14 protein-coding genes are annotated in these 16212 nt (G+C 73.9%); 7 read left to right on the top strand and 7 right to left on the bottom strand.

Translation table 11 applies throughout. The annotated features are described in order from the left end of the window. Window positions 1-66: 66 nt before the first annotated feature. On the top strand, window positions 67-1215 hold the full coding sequence (locus tag Q1A09_RS04585; protein WP_299952301.1) for an exonuclease SbcCD subunit D: 1149 nt from the start codon (window positions 67-69) through the stop codon (window positions 1213-1215). Then, window positions 1212-4172 (top strand): SMC family ATPase, encoded by a 2961-nt coding sequence (locus Q1A09_RS04580; RefSeq protein ID WP_299952300.1) that lies wholly within the window; start codon window positions 1212-1214, stop codon window positions 4170-4172. Before Q1A09_RS04585 ends, Q1A09_RS04580 begins: the two co-directional genes overlap by 4 nt. A gap of 66 nt (window positions 4173-4238) precedes the next feature. On the opposite strand, the gene Q1A09_RS04575 is transcribed toward Q1A09_RS04580, so the two are convergent. Together Q1A09_RS04575 and Q1A09_RS04570 are read right to left on the bottom strand one after the other, a co-directional pair. Further along, window positions 4239-4742, bottom strand: a complete 504-nt coding sequence (locus Q1A09_RS04575) for a GtrA family protein (RefSeq protein WP_299952299.1) — start codon at window positions 4740-4742, stop codon at window positions 4239-4241. A 152-nt stretch (window positions 4743-4894) separates the two neighbouring features. Further along, the gene (locus Q1A09_RS04570; RefSeq protein ID WP_299952298.1) at window positions 4895-5968 is read right to left on the bottom strand and encodes a glycosyltransferase; all 1074 of its coding nucleotides are present in this window, start codon (window positions 5966-5968) and stop codon (window positions 4895-4897) included. 197 nt (window positions 5969-6165) lie between these two features. On the opposite strand from Q1A09_RS04570, the gene Q1A09_RS04565 reads away from it, so the two are divergent. From Q1A09_RS04565 to Q1A09_RS04545, 5 genes are all read left to right on the top strand, one after another. After that, window positions 6166-7830, top strand: a complete 1665-nt coding sequence (locus Q1A09_RS04565; protein WP_299952297.1) for a DUF2142 domain-containing protein — start codon at window positions 6166-6168, stop codon at window positions 7828-7830. 14 nt (window positions 7831-7844) lie between these two features. After that, window positions 7845-9050 (top strand): 5-(carboxyamino)imidazole ribonucleotide synthase, encoded by a 1206-nt coding sequence (locus Q1A09_RS04560; protein WP_299952296.1) that lies wholly within the window; start codon window positions 7845-7847, stop codon window positions 9048-9050. Window positions 9051-9114: 64 nt separating this feature from the next. Beyond that, window positions 9115-9588, top strand: coding sequence for a 5-(carboxyamino)imidazole ribonucleotide mutase (gene purE / locus Q1A09_RS04555; protein WP_299952597.1), 474 nt, complete (start codon window positions 9115-9117; stop codon window positions 9586-9588). 64 nt (window positions 9589-9652) lie between these two features. Next, on the top strand, window positions 9653-10807 hold the full coding sequence (locus Q1A09_RS04550) for an acyl-CoA dehydrogenase family protein (protein ID WP_299952295.1): 1155 nt from the start codon (window positions 9653-9655) through the stop codon (window positions 10805-10807). A 73-nt stretch (window positions 10808-10880) separates the two neighbouring features. Beyond that, a complete protein-coding gene (locus tag Q1A09_RS04545) occupies window positions 10881-11555 on the top strand; it encodes an SGNH/GDSL hydrolase family protein (protein ID WP_299952294.1) in 675 nt (224 codons plus the stop codon). Window positions 11556-11558: 3 nt separating this feature from the next. Here the strand turns inward: Q1A09_RS04545 and Q1A09_RS04540 are convergent, their stop codons facing one another. The 5 genes from Q1A09_RS04540 to Q1A09_RS04520 are packed head-to-tail and all read right to left on the bottom strand — an operon-like array spanning window position 11559 to window position 16055. After that, entirely contained in the window at window positions 11559-12380 is an 822-nt protein-coding gene (locus Q1A09_RS04540; RefSeq protein WP_299952293.1) for a DUF1028 domain-containing protein, read from the bottom strand. Continuing rightward, entirely contained in the window at window positions 12377-13045 is a 669-nt protein-coding gene (locus Q1A09_RS04535; protein WP_299952292.1) for a CoA transferase subunit B, read from the bottom strand. The genes Q1A09_RS04540 and Q1A09_RS04535 overlap by 4 nt, the downstream gene beginning before the upstream one ends. 1 nt (window position 13046) lies before the next feature. Next, on the bottom strand, window positions 13047-13844 hold the full coding sequence (locus Q1A09_RS04530; RefSeq protein ID WP_299952291.1) for a CoA transferase subunit A: 798 nt from the start codon (window positions 13842-13844) through the stop codon (window positions 13047-13049). 40 nt (window positions 13845-13884) lie between these two features. Beyond that, window positions 13885-14676 (bottom strand): TIGR03089 family protein, encoded by a 792-nt coding sequence (locus Q1A09_RS04525; protein WP_299952290.1) that lies wholly within the window; start codon window positions 14674-14676, stop codon window positions 13885-13887. Continuing rightward, window positions 14676-16055: an LCP family protein gene (locus Q1A09_RS04520; protein ID WP_299952289.1), complete on the bottom strand. Its 1380-nt coding sequence runs from the start codon at window positions 16053-16055 to the stop codon at window positions 14676-14678. Before Q1A09_RS04520 ends, Q1A09_RS04525 begins: the two co-directional genes overlap by 1 nt. Between the last annotated feature and the right edge of the window lie 157 nt (window positions 16056-16212).

Genomic DNA, 16212 nt, shown 5'->3' with positions numbered 1-16212 from the left:
GGCCGGACCGGTCCGTCACGGCGTGCCGATCGGGTTCTGTCGGAGGGGCGACCTACCGTGCGGGACATGCGGCTGCTGCACACCTCGGACTGGCACATCGGCCGCTCCCTGCACGGCACCGACCTGCTCGCCGAGCAGGAGACGGTGCTCGGCGGGCTCGCCGACGTCGTCGCCGCGGAGGGGGTGGACGTCGTCCTGGTGGCCGGTGACGTCTACGACCGGGCGGTCCCCTCGGCCGACGCGACCGCCGTGCTGGACCGGGTGCTGACCCGGCTCCGCTCCGCCGGCGCAGCGGTCGTGCTGACGCCGGGCAACCACGACTCCGCCCGTCGCCTGGGCTTCGCGGCCGGGCTGCTGGCGGTCTCCGGCGTGCACGTCCGTGCCGCCACGGGGCTGCTCGACGAGCCGGTCCTCCTGTCCGACGAGCACGGGGACGTCGCGATCTACGGGTTGCCGTACCTGGAGCCGGAGGTGGCCCGGCACGAGCTCGGGCTGAGCGAGGCGCGCAGCCACGAGGCGGTGCTCACCGCGGCGATGGACCGGGTGCGCGCCGACCTGTTCCTCCGCCCGGGCACCCGCTCGGTCGTGCTCGCCCACGCCTTCGTCGGCGGCGGGGTGCCCAGCGAGAGCGAGCGGGACATCTGCGTCGGCGGCGTCGACCTGGTGCCCGCGCCCGTCTTCGACGGCGTCGACTACGTCGCCCTCGGGCACCTGCACCGCCCGCAGTCGCTGAGCGACCGGGTGCGGTACAGCGGGTCCCCGCTGGCCTACTCCTTCGGTGAGGCCGGGCAGCAGAAGCAGGCCTGGCTCGTCGACCTGGACGCCGACGGGCTGGCCGGGGTGTGCGCCGTGCCACTGCCCACCCCGCGCCGGCTGACCGTGCTGCGGGGCGAGCTGGCCGAGCTGCTCGCCGACCCCGAGCTGGCCGCGGTCGAGGACCACTTCGTCTCCGCCCAGCTCACCGACCCGGTCCGCCCGGTCGACCCGATGCGCCAGCTGCAGGCCCGGTTCCCGCACTGCGTGCACCTGGAGTGGGCGGGGTCGGCGCAGGGCGGTGACACGCGCAGCTACCAGGAGCGGCTGTCCGGCCGCAGCGACCTTGAGGTCGCCGGCGAGTTCGTCAGCCACGTCCGCGGGGTGCCGGCCACGCCCGGTGAGCTGGCGCTGCTCGGCCGCGCCCTGGCCGCCGCCGCGCACCAGGAGACCCTCGCGTGAGGGTGCACACCCTCTCCCTGACCGCGTTCGGGCCGTTCGCCGACCGGGTCGAGGTCGACCTGGACGACGTCGGCCGCGACGGGCTGTTCCTGCTGTGGGGCCCGACCGGGGCCGGGAAGACGACGTTGCTGGACGCTGTCGTGTACGCCCTCTACGGCACGGTCCCCGGTGCCCGCGGCGAGGAGCGCCGGCTGCGCAGCGACCACGCGGGCCCGGGGGTGCGCACCGAGGTGCGGTGCGAGGTGACCCTCGGCGGTGAGCGGCTGCTGGTGACGCGCCGGCCGGAGCAGCAGCGGCCGAAGTTGAAGGGCACCGGCTGGACCACCGAGCAGGCCCGGCTCACCGTGCAGCGCTGGACGGGTGAGCAGTGGGAGCCGGTCAGCACCCGGATCGACGAGGGGTCCGAGCACCTGCGCAGCCGGCTGGGGCTGTCGGCCGAGCAGTTCTGCCAGGTCGTGCTGCTGCCGCAGGGCGACTTCGCCCGCTTCCTGCGGGCCGAGCCGGAGGACCGGGGACGGCTGCTCCGCACGCTGTTCGACGTCGGCCGGTTCGCCGACGTGGAGAACTGGCTGGCCGACCAGCGCGCGGTGGCCCGGGCGCAGCTGGACGAGGTGCGGCTCCGGGCGAGCACCCTGCTGGCCCGGGTCGCCCAGGTCGCCGACGTCGACGTGCCCGAGGAACTGGCCCCGGAGCTGGTCGGCGCCGCCCCGCAGGCGCACGCCGGCGCCTGGCTGCAGCGTGTCCGCGCCGAGGTCGCCCACCGGCTGCACGAGCGCGAGGCCGCTGCCGAGCAGGCGGCTGCCGAGGTGGCCCGGGTCGATGCCCGGCTCGCCGCCGCCCGGACCGAGGCCGACCGGCACGACCGGCGTGACCGGGCACGAGCCGAGCTCGCCCGACTGCAGGCCGAGGCCGGCGAGCTGGCGCCGCTGCGCGCCGCGCTGGAGGCGGCCCACCGCGCCGAACCGGTGCGGGACGTGCTGGAGGCGGCCGGTCGGGCCGCGCTGGCGGCCGAGACGGCCACCGACCGGCTGACCACCGTGCAGCGGGAGTGGGCTCCGGTGTCGGACGGGCGGGCCGCTGACGTCCTGCTCGCCCGCTCGCTGCGCGACGAGGTGGCCGGACTGCGTGCTTTGCAGCCCGAGGTCGACCGGGCCGACCGGCTCACCGCCGAGGTGGCCCGTGGCCGGCGTCAGGTCGAGGCGCTGGTCACCCGGTGCGCCCACGAGGAGGAGTCGGCCGCCGACTGGCCCGGGCGGCTGGCGGCGCAGGAGGCAGCCGTGGCCGCCGCCGCCGAGGCCGCGGCCGCTCTCCCCGGGCTCACCGCGGAACTGGCGCGCCGCAGGACCGCCCTGGACGCCGCCCGCGCGGTCGGCGCGATGACTGCGCGACTGGAGGAGCGGCGCGTCCGGGCCGCGGCGGCACGGGAGGCGTGGTCGACCGCCCGTGAGCACTGGCTCGACCTGCGTGCCCGCCGTCTGGACGGCATGGCGGCCGAGCTGGCTGCTGGGCTGACCGACGGCGCCGACTGCCCGGTCTGTGGCTCCACCGAGCACCCCCGTCTGGCCGAGCCCACGGGCGCGGTCGTCGGTCAGGCCGACGAGGACGCCGCCCGGGCCGTGGTCGAGCAGCAGGAGGCCGAGCACGGGCGGGTGCAGCAGGCCCTGGAGGAGGACCAGCGTGAGCTGGCCGTGCTGCGCGCCCGGGCCGGCGAGGAGGCGCTGCCCGACCAGGAGGCGGGCGTGGCCGAGGCCGCGCAGGAGGAGGCCGCTGTCCGGCGGCGGTCCGAGACGCTGGACGGAGCCCGCCGCGCGCTGGGCGCGCTGACCGCCGAACGCGATGCGGCCGTTGCCGGGCTCGCCGCGGCACGAGAGGACCTGGTCCTGCGGCGGGCCGAGCTGGCCGCCCAGCAGGAGGCGCTGACCGAGCTCCAGCAGCGCCTCGCCGCCGCGCGGGGCGACGACCCCGACATCGCCACCCGGGTCCGCCGGCTGACCGGTGCGGCCGAGCGCTGCGAGGCCCTGATGGAGGCCGAGACCGCGGAGCTCCGGGCCCGGACCGACGCGGCCGCCGCCCGCCGGCACGCGGAGGAACGGGTCGCCGAGGCGGGCTTCCCGGACCTGCTGAGCGCCGCGGGCGCGCTGCTGGAGCGCGGCCAGGCGGCCACCGTCGGGCGGCGGATCGCCGAGCACGACGAACAGTGGTCGGTGGTCACCGCGACGCTCGCCGAGCCCGAGCTCGCCGACCTGGCCCCGCGGCCCGATCTGGCGGCCCTCGCCGACACCTGCCGCACCACCACGCGTTCCCGGGAGGACGCCGTCGCAGCCCTGGCCGAGGTGCGGCGCTGCACCTCGGCGCTGGACGACCTGGCCGCCGAGCTGACGGCGGTCGAGGTGGAGCTGGACGAGCGGCGCACCGTGGCCGAACAGGCGACCGCGCTCGCCGACCTGGTCAACGGTCGGGGTGCCAACACCCTCAAGATGCGACTGCAGTCCTTCGTGCTCGCCGCCCGGCTGGAGCAGGTCGCCGAGGTCGCCAGCCGGCGGCTGCGGGACATGTCAGGGGGGCGCTACACGTTCCTGCACAGCGACGCCCAGGGGCGGCACGGCGCACGGGGCGGGCTGGGCCTGGACGTGCTCGACGAGTACACCGGCGTGCGGCGGCCGACGAAGACCCTGTCCGGCGGGGAGAGCTTCATGGCCTCCCTCGCCCTCGCCCTCGGACTGGCCGACGTGGTGACCGCCGAGAGCGGCGGGGTGCAGATCGACACCCTCTTCGTCGACGAGGGCTTCGGCACGCTCGACCCACGGTCGCTCGACGCGGTGATGACCGTGCTGGACGAGCTCCGCCGGGGCGGCCGCACCGTCGGGGTGATCAGTCACGTCGAGGAGCTGCGCACCCGGATCAGCAGCCGGCTCGAGGTCGTCTCCGGCCGACAGGGGTCGCGGCTGGCCGCATGACTGCGGCCGACCAGTCAGAGACCGTGCGGGTGCGGGTGCGGGTGCGGGTGCGGGTGCGGGTGCGGGTCAGGCGGCGCCGTCGGTGACGGTCACCGGCTGCGACCCGCTGACCGGCGGGGCGTGCGGTGAGTCCGCCGCGGGGAAGACCCAGCGGCGGTAGGCGAGGTACCGCACGGCGGTGCCCACGACGATCGAGGCGAGGTTCGCCGCCTGCATGACCAGCGCGCCCTCCTGGTCCAGGCCGTACCGGACGCCGGCGACGATGCCCAGGCTCAGCAGCAGGGTCGCACCGTTGATCACGGCGAACAGCACGTACTCACGGCGCAGCCCTGTCCGGGCGCGGTGGGAGAACGACCAGTAGCGGTGTCCCACGTAGGCCACGGTCATCGACACGAGCGTCGAGACGAGCTTGGCGGTGACCGCACCGGTGCCGGTGTGGGCATAGAGGAGCTGGAACAGCCCGACGTCGATGAAGAAGCAGACGACGCCCACGACCCCGAAGGCGCTGAGCTCCTTGAGCAGCAGCCGCCAACTCGTGCCCAGCCGCCTCGCGACCTTCCCCTTCAGCACGCTGGAGACTGTACGGCGGCCTGCCGAGCGCGGGAGGCGCCGGGCAGTGATCGGGTCACGCCGGACAGCTGACCGATCACGCTTCGCGAGCGGTCGTCCGGGACCATTCCGGTGGGCGGCCGTTCGGGTGCCGGTTCGCGCGCCGACATCGCTCAGCACGAGGCCTGCTGCCCCTGGTGGAGGGGGCCGTCGGCGAGGTCGGCCGGACGCTCGATGGTTGCGACCAGCGCACGCCGCCGGCGACCAGGCGCGATGGTCGGGTCGTCGGCACGATCGTCGGTCCCGCACCGCACCTGGCGAGGAGCGGGCTGTGCCAGGTAGGAGAGGCGGTTGCGTTCCAGCCGGTCCCTGCTGGCCCGCTCGAGGATGGCCCCGGTGAGGATCAGGAACAGGGCTCCCAGGAAGAGCCCGATCACCACGAACAGCGTGGGGAAGCGGGGCACCAGGCCGGTCCGGCTGTACTGGACGAGCACCGGCGCGACCACGGAGGCGCCGATCGCGGCCATCATCATCCCCAGCGCACCGAAGGTGGCCGCCGGCTTGAAGTCCCGGAAGAGGCGGAAGAGGCGACGGAAGATCCGGAAGCCGTCGCGGTAGGTGTTGAGCTTGCTCTCCGACCCGTGCGGCCGTTCGCGGTACACCGTCTCGATCTCGGCCAGCGGCATCCCCAGGGATGCGCCGTGCGCGTTCAGCTCGATCTCCACGTCGAAGCCGCGGGCCAGCAGCGGGCAGCTCTTGACGAACCGCCGGCTGAAGCCGCGGTAGCCGGTGAGCACGTCGCCGTACTGCGTGTCGAACAGCTTGGAGAACGTGCGTGAGAAGACGAGGTTGCCCAGCTGGTGACCCGACCGGTACTCGGCCGCCCCCGAGCTGGAGTGGGCCCGGCGCTGACCGAGGACGGTGTCGACGCCTTCGTCGCGCATGAGGCGCACCATCTCGGGCGCCGCAGCCGCGTCGTAGGTGCCGTCGCCATCCACCATCACGTAGTAGTCGGCGTCCACGTCGGAGAAGAGCCGCCGGACGGCGTAACCCTTGCCGCGGTGTCGCTCGGTGATGACCGTTGCGCCCGCAGCGCGGGCAGCCTGGGCGGTCCCGTCGGTGGAGTTGTTGTCGCACACGACCACCCGGACGCCCGGCAGCGCCCGACTGAATGCCGTGACCACGTCTGCGACCGTCCTGACCTCGTTGTGGCAGGGCACGAGAACAGCGACGTCTGAATAGAGCACGGGACCCTCTTTACCTGGCGGAGTGGTGCAGCACCAGCATCATCGCCGTCTGGGGCCGCCCGGTCGACGGATGTCGCGTCGGGTGGGACGCCTGGGGTGGATTTCGGTGCACGGGCAGACTGTGGCTGCCGAGGTGTCGAGGGGACGAGGAAGCGGCCGTCGTCGATCCGCCTGTGATCCCATGAGCCGTGCGCCGCATGAGAAGCCTCAGTGGGATCCAGTTCTTCTTGACCTGCTGGCTCGTCCTCTTCCTGGGCGCCTCCGCCTGGAGCCTGGCCGTGCCGCTGTTCGCCAGCTACGACGAGTCGGCTCAGGTCGTGCACGCGGTCGGCGTGGTGAACGGACAGCTGGTCGGTCGTCCGGTGGAGAACCCCGGACAACAGTTCAGTCGCGTGGACATGGTGCGCGTTCCGGCCTATTACGGAACGGCGGACGGCACGGCGCAGTGCTTCTCGCTCCGGCTCGACGTCTCCGCGGGGTGTTCGGCGGGCTTCCAGGTCACCGACAGCACGGTCATCGAGGTGGCCACCTGGGTGGGCCGGTACCCGGTCGCCTACTACGCGGTGGTCGGCTTGCCCGGCCTCGTCCTCGACGGGGCTCCGGCGGTCTACGCGATGCGGCTGGTGAGCGCTGCCCTGGTCTCGGGAATGCTGGCCATCGGCATGACCGCGCTCCGCTCGACGCGCTTCCCGCGTGCCGCCCTGGCCGCCGGCCTGGTCGCGATCACCCCCACCACCATGTTCATGGCCGGCGTGGTGAACCCGTCGGGGTTGGAGATCGCCGCGGGCTTCGCGACCTGGGCGTTGTTCCTGCCGTTGGCGCTGGACCCCGGGCGTCACAACGTGCCGGCCCGGCTGTTCGCCGGCACAGCCGTCGGGGCCGTGCTGGTGAACACCCGGCCGGCATCCGGGGTGATGGCGGTCCTGATCGGCGGAGTGCTGGTGCTACTGGCGGGGCGGCTGTTCTGGCAGCAGGCTCGAGGTCGCTGGGTCGGTGCCTCCGCGGCGCTGGCCGTGGTCGCCGGTGGTGGTGCGCTGGCCTGGATCACCCTGATGGACCCCACCAGCACGCTCGTCGGGGCGCCGGCGCCGCAGCTGGAGAACCCGCTGCGGGCCGCCAGTGCGGCGGCCATGCAGAGCCGGTACTACCTGCAGCAGCAGATCGCCACGTTCTGGGACACCCCCGGCCCGTTGGTCTCCGTCGTCATCTGGGCCTTCCTGGTGGGGTGTCTGGTGCTGGCGGCGTGGGCGCTGGCGGACCGCCGGTCCCGGTTGGTCATCCTCCTGATCGCGCTGGCGACGGTGGTCGTCCCGATCGTCGGTCAGGTGCCCGGTGCGGGCGAGGTGGGCCTGATCTGGCAGGGGCGGTACCTGCTCCCGTTCACCATCGGCGTGCCGCTGGTGGCCGTCGGGTTGGTCCTCCGCGAGCGCACGGGGCGGACGCTGGTGCAGAAGCTCATCCCGGTCGTCGTCGTGCTGACGGCGGTCGGGCAGCTTGCCGCCGTCGGCTGGGTGCTGTGGCGTTTCGGCTACGGACTGGCTGCCACGCCGATCGTCGACGATGCCGGGTGGGCACCGCCCGGCGGCTTCCTGCTGCCGGTCGTGCTGGCGGTCGTGGCGACCAGCGGCCTCGCCGTGCTCGTCCTGGGGGCTCCACGGGGGACGCCGGCTCGGACGGCCGGCGTCGGCGATGCCGAGCGCGAGCCGCTAGCCTTCGTGACCGGAGACGGTGACCGGCGCGCCGCGCCGCCGGCAACCGGGTCGACTCGTGCCGACACGTCGCGCTGGCTCGTCTCCACCCCTCCGGTGCCGTCCCGTCCGTTGTCCACAGACTCCGACGGCGTGCATCGGCCCGCTGACTGATCGAGGCGCTTCTGATGACCACCACTCTCGACGGGCGCACCGGACTCCCCGTGGTGGCGATGGTCGGCGGGGGGCAGCTCTCCCGGATGACCCACCAGGCGGCGATCGCACTGGGGCAGTCGCTGCGGGTGCTGGCCGCCGACCCGGCCGAGTCCGCGGCGCTCGTCGTGGCCGACGTGCAGCTCGGTGACCACAACGAGCTGGCGGACCTGCGGCGCTTCGTCGAGGGCGCCACCGTGCTCACCTTCGATCACGAGCACGTGCCCACCGAGCACCTGCGCGCACTCGAGGCCGCAGGCACCCGGGTCGCTCCCGGGCCGGCGGCGCTGGTGCACGCCCAGGACAAGCTCGTGCTGCGCCGGGCACTCGCGGAGGCCGGCGAGCCGCAGCCGGCCTGGGCCGAGGTGCGCACGGTCCACGACGCCACCACGTTCGCCGACGAGGTCGGCTGGCCGGTGGTGCTCAAGACCCCCCGCGGTGGATACGACGGCAAGGGCGTCTTCGTCGTCCGCGGTCCGGACGAGGTGGCCGACCTGCTGGAACGGCACGGTCCGCTGCTGGCGGAGGAGCGGGTCGCCATGGTCCGGGAGCTGTCCGCCCAGGTGGCGCGCTCACCGTTCGGGCAGGTCGCGGTCTGGCCGGTCGTCGAGACCGTCCAGCGGGACGGTGTGTGCAACGAGGTCTACGCCCCCGCCCCCGGCCTGGACGAGGCGAAGGCCACCGTGGCGCAGGAGCTCGCCGTCCGGATCGCCGACCGGCTCGGCGTGGTGGGCATGCTGGCCGTGGAGCTGTTCGAGACCGCAGACGGCGTGCTGGTCAACGAGCTGGCGATGCGCCCGCACAACTCCGGGCACTGGACGATCGAGGGCGCCCGCACCAGCCAGTTCGAGCAGCACCTGCGCGCCGTCCTCGACTACCCGCTCGGCTCGACGGCGATGACCGCGCCGGTGGTCGTGATGGCCAACGTGCTCGGCGGCGCGACCGCGGACGACGACTGGACCGGACCGGGGCTGGACGAGCGGGTGCACCACCTGATGGCGCACTGGCCCGACGTGAAGCTGCACTGGTACGGCAAGGGCCAACGGCGCGGCCGCAAGCTCGGCCACGTCACCGCACTGGGCGAGGACCTGGCCGAGGTGCGGGCCCGCGCGGTGGCCGCCGCCCGCTACCTGGCCGACGGCGTCGTCGACCGTGCCTTCGCCTTCGACGACGAGCACTGATGACGAGCAGCGACGACGAGCACCGAGGAGCACCACCGTGAGCGACCCGATCGTCGGCATCGTGATGGGCAGCGACTCCGACTGGCCGATGATGGAGCCTGCCGCGCAGGCGCTGGCCGAGTTCGACGTCCCCTGGGAGGCACACGTCGTCTCCGCCCACCGCACGCCCCGGCGGATGCTGGACTACGCCGAGTCCGCAGCCGGTCGCGGACTGCGGGTCGTCATCGCGGGGGCCGGGGGAGCGGCGCACCTGCCCGGGATGGTCGCCGCGGCGACGCCGCTGCCGGTGATCGGGGTGCCCCGGCCGCTGGACCGGCTCGACGGGCTGGACAGCCTGCTCTCCATCGTGCAGATGCCGGCCGGTGTCCCGGTGGCCACGGTGTCGATCGGCGGCGGGCGCAACGCCGGCCTGCTCGCCGTCCGCATCCTGGCGGCCGGCGACGACACGCTGCGGGCCGCGGTCGAGCGGTTCCAGGCCGATCTGGCGGCGTCCGTCGTCGCCCGGGACGACGCGCTGCAGCAGCGCATCGCGCCCTGACCGGACACCCCGCGCAGGGGTGAGTCGCTTCCTGGCGTGGACCGGCCGGGCTTAACATCTACCCGTGGGTAACAACGCTGGGCTCTACGCGCTCACCGACGAGCACGAGGCCATCCGGGAAGCCGTCCGCGAGATCGCCGAGCGGGAGATCGCCCCCTTCGCCGCGGAGGTGGACGCCGACTCCCGCTACCCGGTGGAGGCGCAGAAGGCGCTCACCGCAGCGGGCTTCCACGCCACGCACGTCCCGGAGGCCTACGGCGGCGAGGGCGCCGGCGCGATCGCCACCTGCATCGTGATCGAGGAGGTCGCCCGGGTCGACGTCAGCGCCTCGCTGATCCCCGCGGTCAACAAGCTCGGTTCGGTGCCGGTCGTCCTGTCCGCGTCCGAGGACCTCAAGCAGCGGGTGCTGCCCTCGATCGCCGCCGGCGACGCGATGATCAGCTACGGGCTGTCCGAGCGGGAGGCCGGCTCCGACGCCGCCGCGATGCGCACCCGGGCCCGGCTCGAGGGCGAATCCTGGGTGCTCAACGGCACAAAGGCGTGGATCACCAACGCCAGCGTCTCCGAGTGGTTCACCGTCATGGCGGTCACCGACCCGGAGAAGGGGGCCAACGGCATCTCCGCCTTCGTCGTGCACCGCGACGACCCGGGCTTCGCCGTGGGGCCCAAGGAGAAGAAGATGGGCATCAAGGGCTCGCCCACCTGCGAGCTGTACTTCACCGACTGCACCATCCCGGCCGACCGGGTCATCGGTGCGCCCGGCACCGGCTTCAAGACCGCGCTGCGGACGCTGGACTTCACCCGGCCGACCATCGGCGCGCAGGCCGTCGGGGTCGCGCAGGGCGCGCTGGACGCCGCGGTCGCCTACACCAAGGACCGGCGCCAGTTCGGCTCGGCCGTCTCCGACTTCCAGGGCGTGCAGTTCATGCTGGCCGACATGGACATGAAGATCCAGGCCGCCCGGCACCTGGTCTACGTCGCGGCGGCGGCGGGGGAGCAGGGGAGCCCGGACGTCACCCGGGTGTCCGCGGCGGCGAAGGCCTTCGCCTCCGACACCGCCATGCAGGTGACCACCGACGCCGTCCAGCTGTTCGGCGGGGCCGGCTACACCCAGGACTTCCCGGTCGAGCGGATGATGCGCGACGCGAAGATCACCCAGATCTACGAGGGCACCAACCAGGTGCAGCGGATGGTGATCGCCCGCAGCCTGCTGCGCTGACCGGCGGGGACGGCGCCCCACGACCCGGCTCGCCTCCCGCCGACGACGCCCGGCAGTCCGTACGCTCTGTGCCGTGCAGAGACCCATCGTGGCCCTGTCCTGCGCCGTGGGCCTGCTGCTGGCTGGCTGCTCGAGCAACGAGGATGCCGAGGTCGCCGACCGGACGGAGGCGGCATCGCAGGAGGCCGACCCGTCGGGCCCGCCGGCCCGGGCGGTGTTCCTCGGCGACTCGTACACCGCCGCCTCGGACGACGGCGGTGGGTACGTGCCGGCCGCGGCTGAGGGGATGGGCTGGACGCCGGTCCTGGCGGGCGTCGGGAGCACCGGCTACGTCGATCCCGCGCCGGGCAGTGGGCCCTACGCCACGCGGGTGGCCGACGTGGTGGCCGACGAGCCCGACGTGGTGGTCGTGCAGGGCAGCACGAACGACGTCGGCCACCCGGTGGCCGACGTCCGGGCGGCCGCCCGGGACCTGTACGCAGCCCTCGGGGAGCAGGTGCCCGCGGCCGAGGTGATCGTCCTGGGGCCGCTGGACCCGCCCGGGATCGACCGTCACGCGGTCGACGAGATCCGGGCCGTGCTCTCCGAGGAGGCGGACGCGGCGGGGCTGACGTTCATCGACCCGGTGGCCGAGGACTGGCTCGGCTCCGGTGACGGGCTCTATGCGGATCCGGTGCACCCGAACGAGGCCGGCTACGCGGAGTTCGCAGCCGAGCTGGTCGGCGCCCTGCGGATCGCCGGGCTCTGAGGTTCAGTCCAGCAGGCGAGACACTGCTGAGAGCCGTGCGTCCCCGGCCATCGAGGCCAGCCAGGTCGACCAGCCGGGGCGGGTGCGCACCGCCTCCAGCGCCTGGCGTGCCGCCACCCGGTCGCCCCGGCGGGAGGCCGCCAGCGCCGCGTAGAGGTCGCGGGCGCCCTCCGGCGCGAAGACGGCGAGGGTCTCGTAGTCGCGCTCGTCGTAGGCCCGGTGCAGGTTGCGCAGCATGCGCAGCTGGGCCACCGGGTCGCCGGAGTCGTCGACCCGCAGGTCCAGCCGGACGCCGTCGTCCTCGTCGTCGGCCGGCGTGCCGCTGACCACCTGCAGTACGGCCGACTGACGCCCGCGCAGGTCACCGCCGGCGTCCTGCCCCGCGGTCAGCGCGGCGAGCAGCCGGTCGGCCAGCCCGCCGCCGGTGGCGGTGAACGCCTGCGACATCGCGGGCAGGACGTCGGGGGAGGCCAGCATGTTGCCCTGCACGCTGAAGCCCTCGCCCACCAGGTGCCCGCTGGCCGGCAGCGACCCCCGGCCGGTGTCGGCGGCGATCTGCCCGGTCACGTCCAGCACGGCGATCTGCCGGTCGACGTCCTCGGCGGCGTGCGAGGCGCGCCGGACCAGGTCCTCCGGCGAGCTGCCCGCGGCCAGCCCGGCCATCAGCGACGTGCCCAGCCCCCGGCGGCTGCGCGCCTGCACCGCCACCACCCCGATCCCCGGCCGAACGGTGGGCACCGCCCGGCCCACGGCCAGGATGCAGGAGGAGACGGCGATGCCGAGGTCGCCGGTGCCCGGGTCGCGGGCGATGACCGAGAAGGTCACACGCCCGCCGGCAGCGCCATGGTCGGCACCTCGTCGGCCACCTTCAGCGGGGCCCCGGTGGCGGCCCGTACCTCGTCGACGGTGACCCCGGGCGCCACCTCGCGCAGCACCAGCCCGGCCTCGGTGACGTCGATGACGGCCAGGTCGGTGATGATGCGGTCGACGCAGGCCTTGCCGGTCAGCGGCAGGGTGCACTCGTCGACGATCTTGGGGGAGCCGTCGCGGGCGACGTGCTCCATCATCACGATCACCTCGCGGGCGCCGTGGACGAGGTCCATCGCCCCGCCCATGCCGTTGACCATCTTCCCGGGGATGAGCCAGTTGGCCAGGTCACCGCGGGTGTTGACCTGCATGGCCCCCAGCACGGCGACGTCGATGTGGTGGCCGCGGATCATGCCGAAGGACAGCGACGAGTCGAAGAAGCTCGCGCCGGGCAGCACGGTGATCGTCTCCTTGCCGGCGTTGATCAGGTCGGCGTCCTCCTCGCCCTCGAACGGGTAGGGGCCCACGCCGAGCACCCCGTTCTCGCTCTGCAGCACCACGTGCACCCCGTCGGGGACGTGGTTGGGCACCAGGGTGGGCATGCCGATCCCGAGGTTGACGTACTGGCCGTCCACGAGGTCGGCGGCCACGCGGGCGGCGAGCTGGTCGCGGGTCAGTGCCATGTCAGGCCTCCGTGGTCTCGGTGCCGGCCGCGGCCGGGGTCGCCGCACTGCGGCGCGGGCGGGTGGTGCGCTTCTCGATCCGCTTGCCCTCCGCGCCGACGACGACGACCCGCTGCACGAAGACGCCGGGCAGGTGCACCGCCTCGGGCGGGATCTGCCCGGGCTCGACCAGCTTCTCGACCTCGGCGACGGTGACCCGGGCGGCCATGCCGCACAGCGGGTTGAAGTTGCGGGCCGACTCGCGGAACACCAGGTTGCCGTGCCGGTCACCGACCGCGGCCCGGACCAGGCCGTAGTCGGCGGTCAGCGCGGTCTCCAGCACGAAGTCCTGGTCGCCGAACCGGCGCACCTCCTTGGGCTCGCTGGTGGCCACCACGTTGCCCTCGGCGTCGTAGCGCACCGGGATGCCGCCCTCGGCGACCATCGTGCCGACGCCCGTCGGGGTGTAGAAGGCGGGGACGCCGGTGCCGCCGGCGCGCAGCCGCTCGGCCAGCGAGCCCTGCGGGGTGAGCTCCACCTCCAGCTCGCCGGAGAGATAGAGCCGGGCCAGCTCCTTGTTGCCGCCGACGAACGAGCTGATCGTCTTGCGGATGCGCCCGGCGTACAGCAGGACGCCCAGGGCCTGGTCGTCGACCCCGCAGTTGTTGGAGATCGTGACCAGGTCGCGCGCGCCCTGCTCCAGCAGCGCGTCGATCAGGGCGACCGGGACGCCGCAGAGCCCGAAGCCCCCCACCGCGAGCGTCGCGCCGTCGGGCACGTCGGCCACGGCTTCCTGGGGGCTGGAGACGACCTTGTCCATGCAGCTGCCACCGTCCATCGAGGGCTGGGCGGGCGGAGCGTCAGGCGGGGCGGCCCAGCTCGCGGATCCCGTCGAGCTTCAGCCCGAGCGTAGCGGTGACCCGCTCGGTCTCCGCCCGGCGCTGCAGCCCGGCCGGCGCCGCTGCCCGGCAGAGCACCAGCGAGGCACCGGCGGCGAGCGGGGCGAGCAGCCAGGCGACCGGCCCGGCCTCGACCGCGGTCCGCTCGTCGACCAGCACCCGGTCACCGGCGACGATGCCCAGCCGGTCGGCCAGCTCGGTGGCCGCCGCGACCAGCCCGGCCAGCGTCAGCTCGAGTGCCCCGGCGCGGAGCCCGGGCCCGGACGGGTCCACCGGCTGCCAGGGGGCGAAGACGTCCCCGTGCGCCCGGACCTCGAGCGCGTAGTCGCGGGCGGGCCCGGTGTAGCCGGTCATGCCCATGCCCAGTGGGTGCAACGACAGGCCCAGCAGCTCGTCCAGCCCCAGCTCCTCGAGCACGGGCAGCCGGTCGGCGTCGGCCAGCACGACGTCGGCCTCGCTCAGCCGGTCGTCGTCCTCGGCGGCCGTCTCCCAGACCGTGGCCCCGCAGCTCCAGGCACCGAGCAGGACTGCGGCGGTCTGCCAGTGCACCGGCAGGGCGATGCCGACCGTCCTGCCGGGGCCGACGTCGAACTCCTCCTGCAGCAGGTTCGCCGTCTTCGCCACCCAGTTGGCCAGCGTCGTGGCCGACAGCTCCGTGCGCTCGCCGGAGACGTCGTCGTAGAAGGTGACCAGTGGTGCGGCGGCGTCCCGGCGGAGGGCAGCGGTGAGCAGGTCCGCGGGTGTGGACGCCATCAGTTGATGCACCCGGTGTCGGCAGCCGTCCGCTGGTCCGCGCCCTCGGTGGTCGGTGCCGCCGGCTGGACCGTCAGGGCCTGCCCCACGCCGTTGAAGTCCGAGCCGAGCACCAGCTGGACCGTGCCGCTGGTCGCGTCGTCGGCGGCCGTGAGCGTGGCGCCGGGCACCTGGGCGAGCAGGGTGTTGGCCAGCGCCTCGTCCCCCGCGGCGTAACGGACCTCGGTGACGGTGTAGTCCGAGGAGTCGGCGTTCGCGGTGAGGGTGACGTCGAAGCCCGCGCCGGTCAGCGCCGTCCCGGCGCTGCCGGCCAGGCCGGAGGTGCCGGAGCCGTTGTAGACCTCCACCGACACGTCGGAGGGGGCCGCGGTGGCCGGCGCCTCGGGCGTCGTCGTCTCCTCCGCCGGGGCCTCCGGCTCGGCGTCCAGCTCGGCGAAGAAGGCGTGCAGGGCGTCCTCGTCCTCCAGCTCCAGGATGTAGCGCCCGGCGTCATCGGTCGAGTCGCCGACGTAGGGGACGGTCTGGAACTCGATGCTCCCCGGGGTGACCGACTGCATCTGCGAGGCCAGGCTGAACAGGTCCAGGGACTGGTCGACGGTCAGCGCCTCGGCGGCGGCCTGGACCAGCTCACGCTGCTTGCCCAGGTCGAGCAGCACGTTGTCCGAGAGCATCTTGCGGATCATCCCGGCGATGAAGGTCTGCTGGCGGATGATCCGGTCGAAGTCGCCGCGGGGCAGGCCGTGCCGCTGGCGGACGAAGGAGAGCGCCTGCTCGCCGCTGATCGTCTGCACACCGGCCGGTAGGTCGACGCCGGAGAAGCTGTCCTTCGCCGCTTCGCAGAGATTGACCTCCACGCCGCCGACCACGGAGGAGAGCTTGAAGAAGCCGAGCAGGTCGACCTCGGCGTAGTGGTCGATCCTCAGCCCGGTCAGCGAGCTCAGCGTCTGGATCAGCAACTGGGCGCCGGCAGCCTGGACGGCCGCGTCCGACGCGCCGTCCGGAGCCTCCTGGCGGCCGTAGGCATAGGCGGCGTTGAGCTTGTCCCAGCCGTAGCCGGGGATCTCCACGTAGGAGTCGCGGGGGAAGGAGACGAAGGACGCCGCGGACCCGTCGGCGGGCACGTGCACCAGGATCATGGTGTCGGTGTTCGTGCCCGCGTTGGCCTCGGTGTTCAGCTGTGCGAGCTCCTCCTCGCTGGCGCTGGCCCGGCTGTCGCTGCCGACCAGCAGCAGGTTCATCGCCTCGCCGCTGTCCACCGTCTGCTCGTTGCCCGAGGTGGGGATGGCGTTGGTGCGGTTGACGCTGGCGTCCGCCACCCGGCCGAGGTGCCAGCCCCAGCCGCTGGTGCCCAGCAGCACCAGCGACAACAGCCCGGCCACGACCCGGGCCCCGACGGCCAGCCGGGAGTGGTCGGTCCGGCCCGTCCGGTCTCCGGCGGTGTGACGGGAAGCGCGCCCGGCTCGGGGGTCGAGCCGGGGCGGCAGGGGACGGGAGGTCCCGGGGTGGTCGTGGTCGCTCACACAGTTGTCCTCACGT

The organism is uncultured Modestobacter sp., from assembly GCF_947486615.1.
Lineage (GTDB): Bacteria > Actinomycetota > Actinomycetes > Mycobacteriales > Geodermatophilaceae > Modestobacter.
The sequence above is the reverse complement of the archived record's forward strand: the minus strand, read 5'-3'. Positions and strand labels throughout refer to the sequence as shown.

Excerpts from the sequence above, each read along its gene's own strand:
- Q1A09_RS04585 (WP_299952301.1), top strand. The coding sequence starts at position 67 with ATGCGGCTGCTGCACACCTCGGACTGGCACATCGGCCGCTCCCTGCAC.
- Q1A09_RS04565 (WP_299952297.1), top strand. The coding sequence starts at position 6,166 with ATGAGAAGCCTCAGTGGGATCCAGTTCTTCTTGACCTGCTGGCTCGTC.
- Q1A09_RS04560 (WP_299952296.1), top strand. The coding sequence starts at position 7,845 with ATGACCACCACTCTCGACGGGCGCACCGGACTCCCCGTGGTGGCGATG.
- purE (WP_299952597.1), top strand. The coding sequence starts at position 9,115 with ATGGGCAGCGACTCCGACTGGCCGATGATGGAGCCTGCCGCGCAGGCG.
- Q1A09_RS04535 (WP_299952292.1), bottom strand. The coding sequence starts at position 13,045 with ATGGCACTGACCCGCGACCAGCTCGCCGCCCGCGTGGCCGCCGACCTC.
- Q1A09_RS04530 (WP_299952291.1), bottom strand. The coding sequence starts at position 13,844 with ATGGACAAGGTCGTCTCCAGCCCCCAGGAAGCCGTGGCCGACGTGCCC.
- Q1A09_RS04525 (WP_299952290.1), bottom strand. The coding sequence starts at position 14,676 with ATGGCGTCCACACCCGCGGACCTGCTCACCGCTGCCCTCCGCCGGGAC.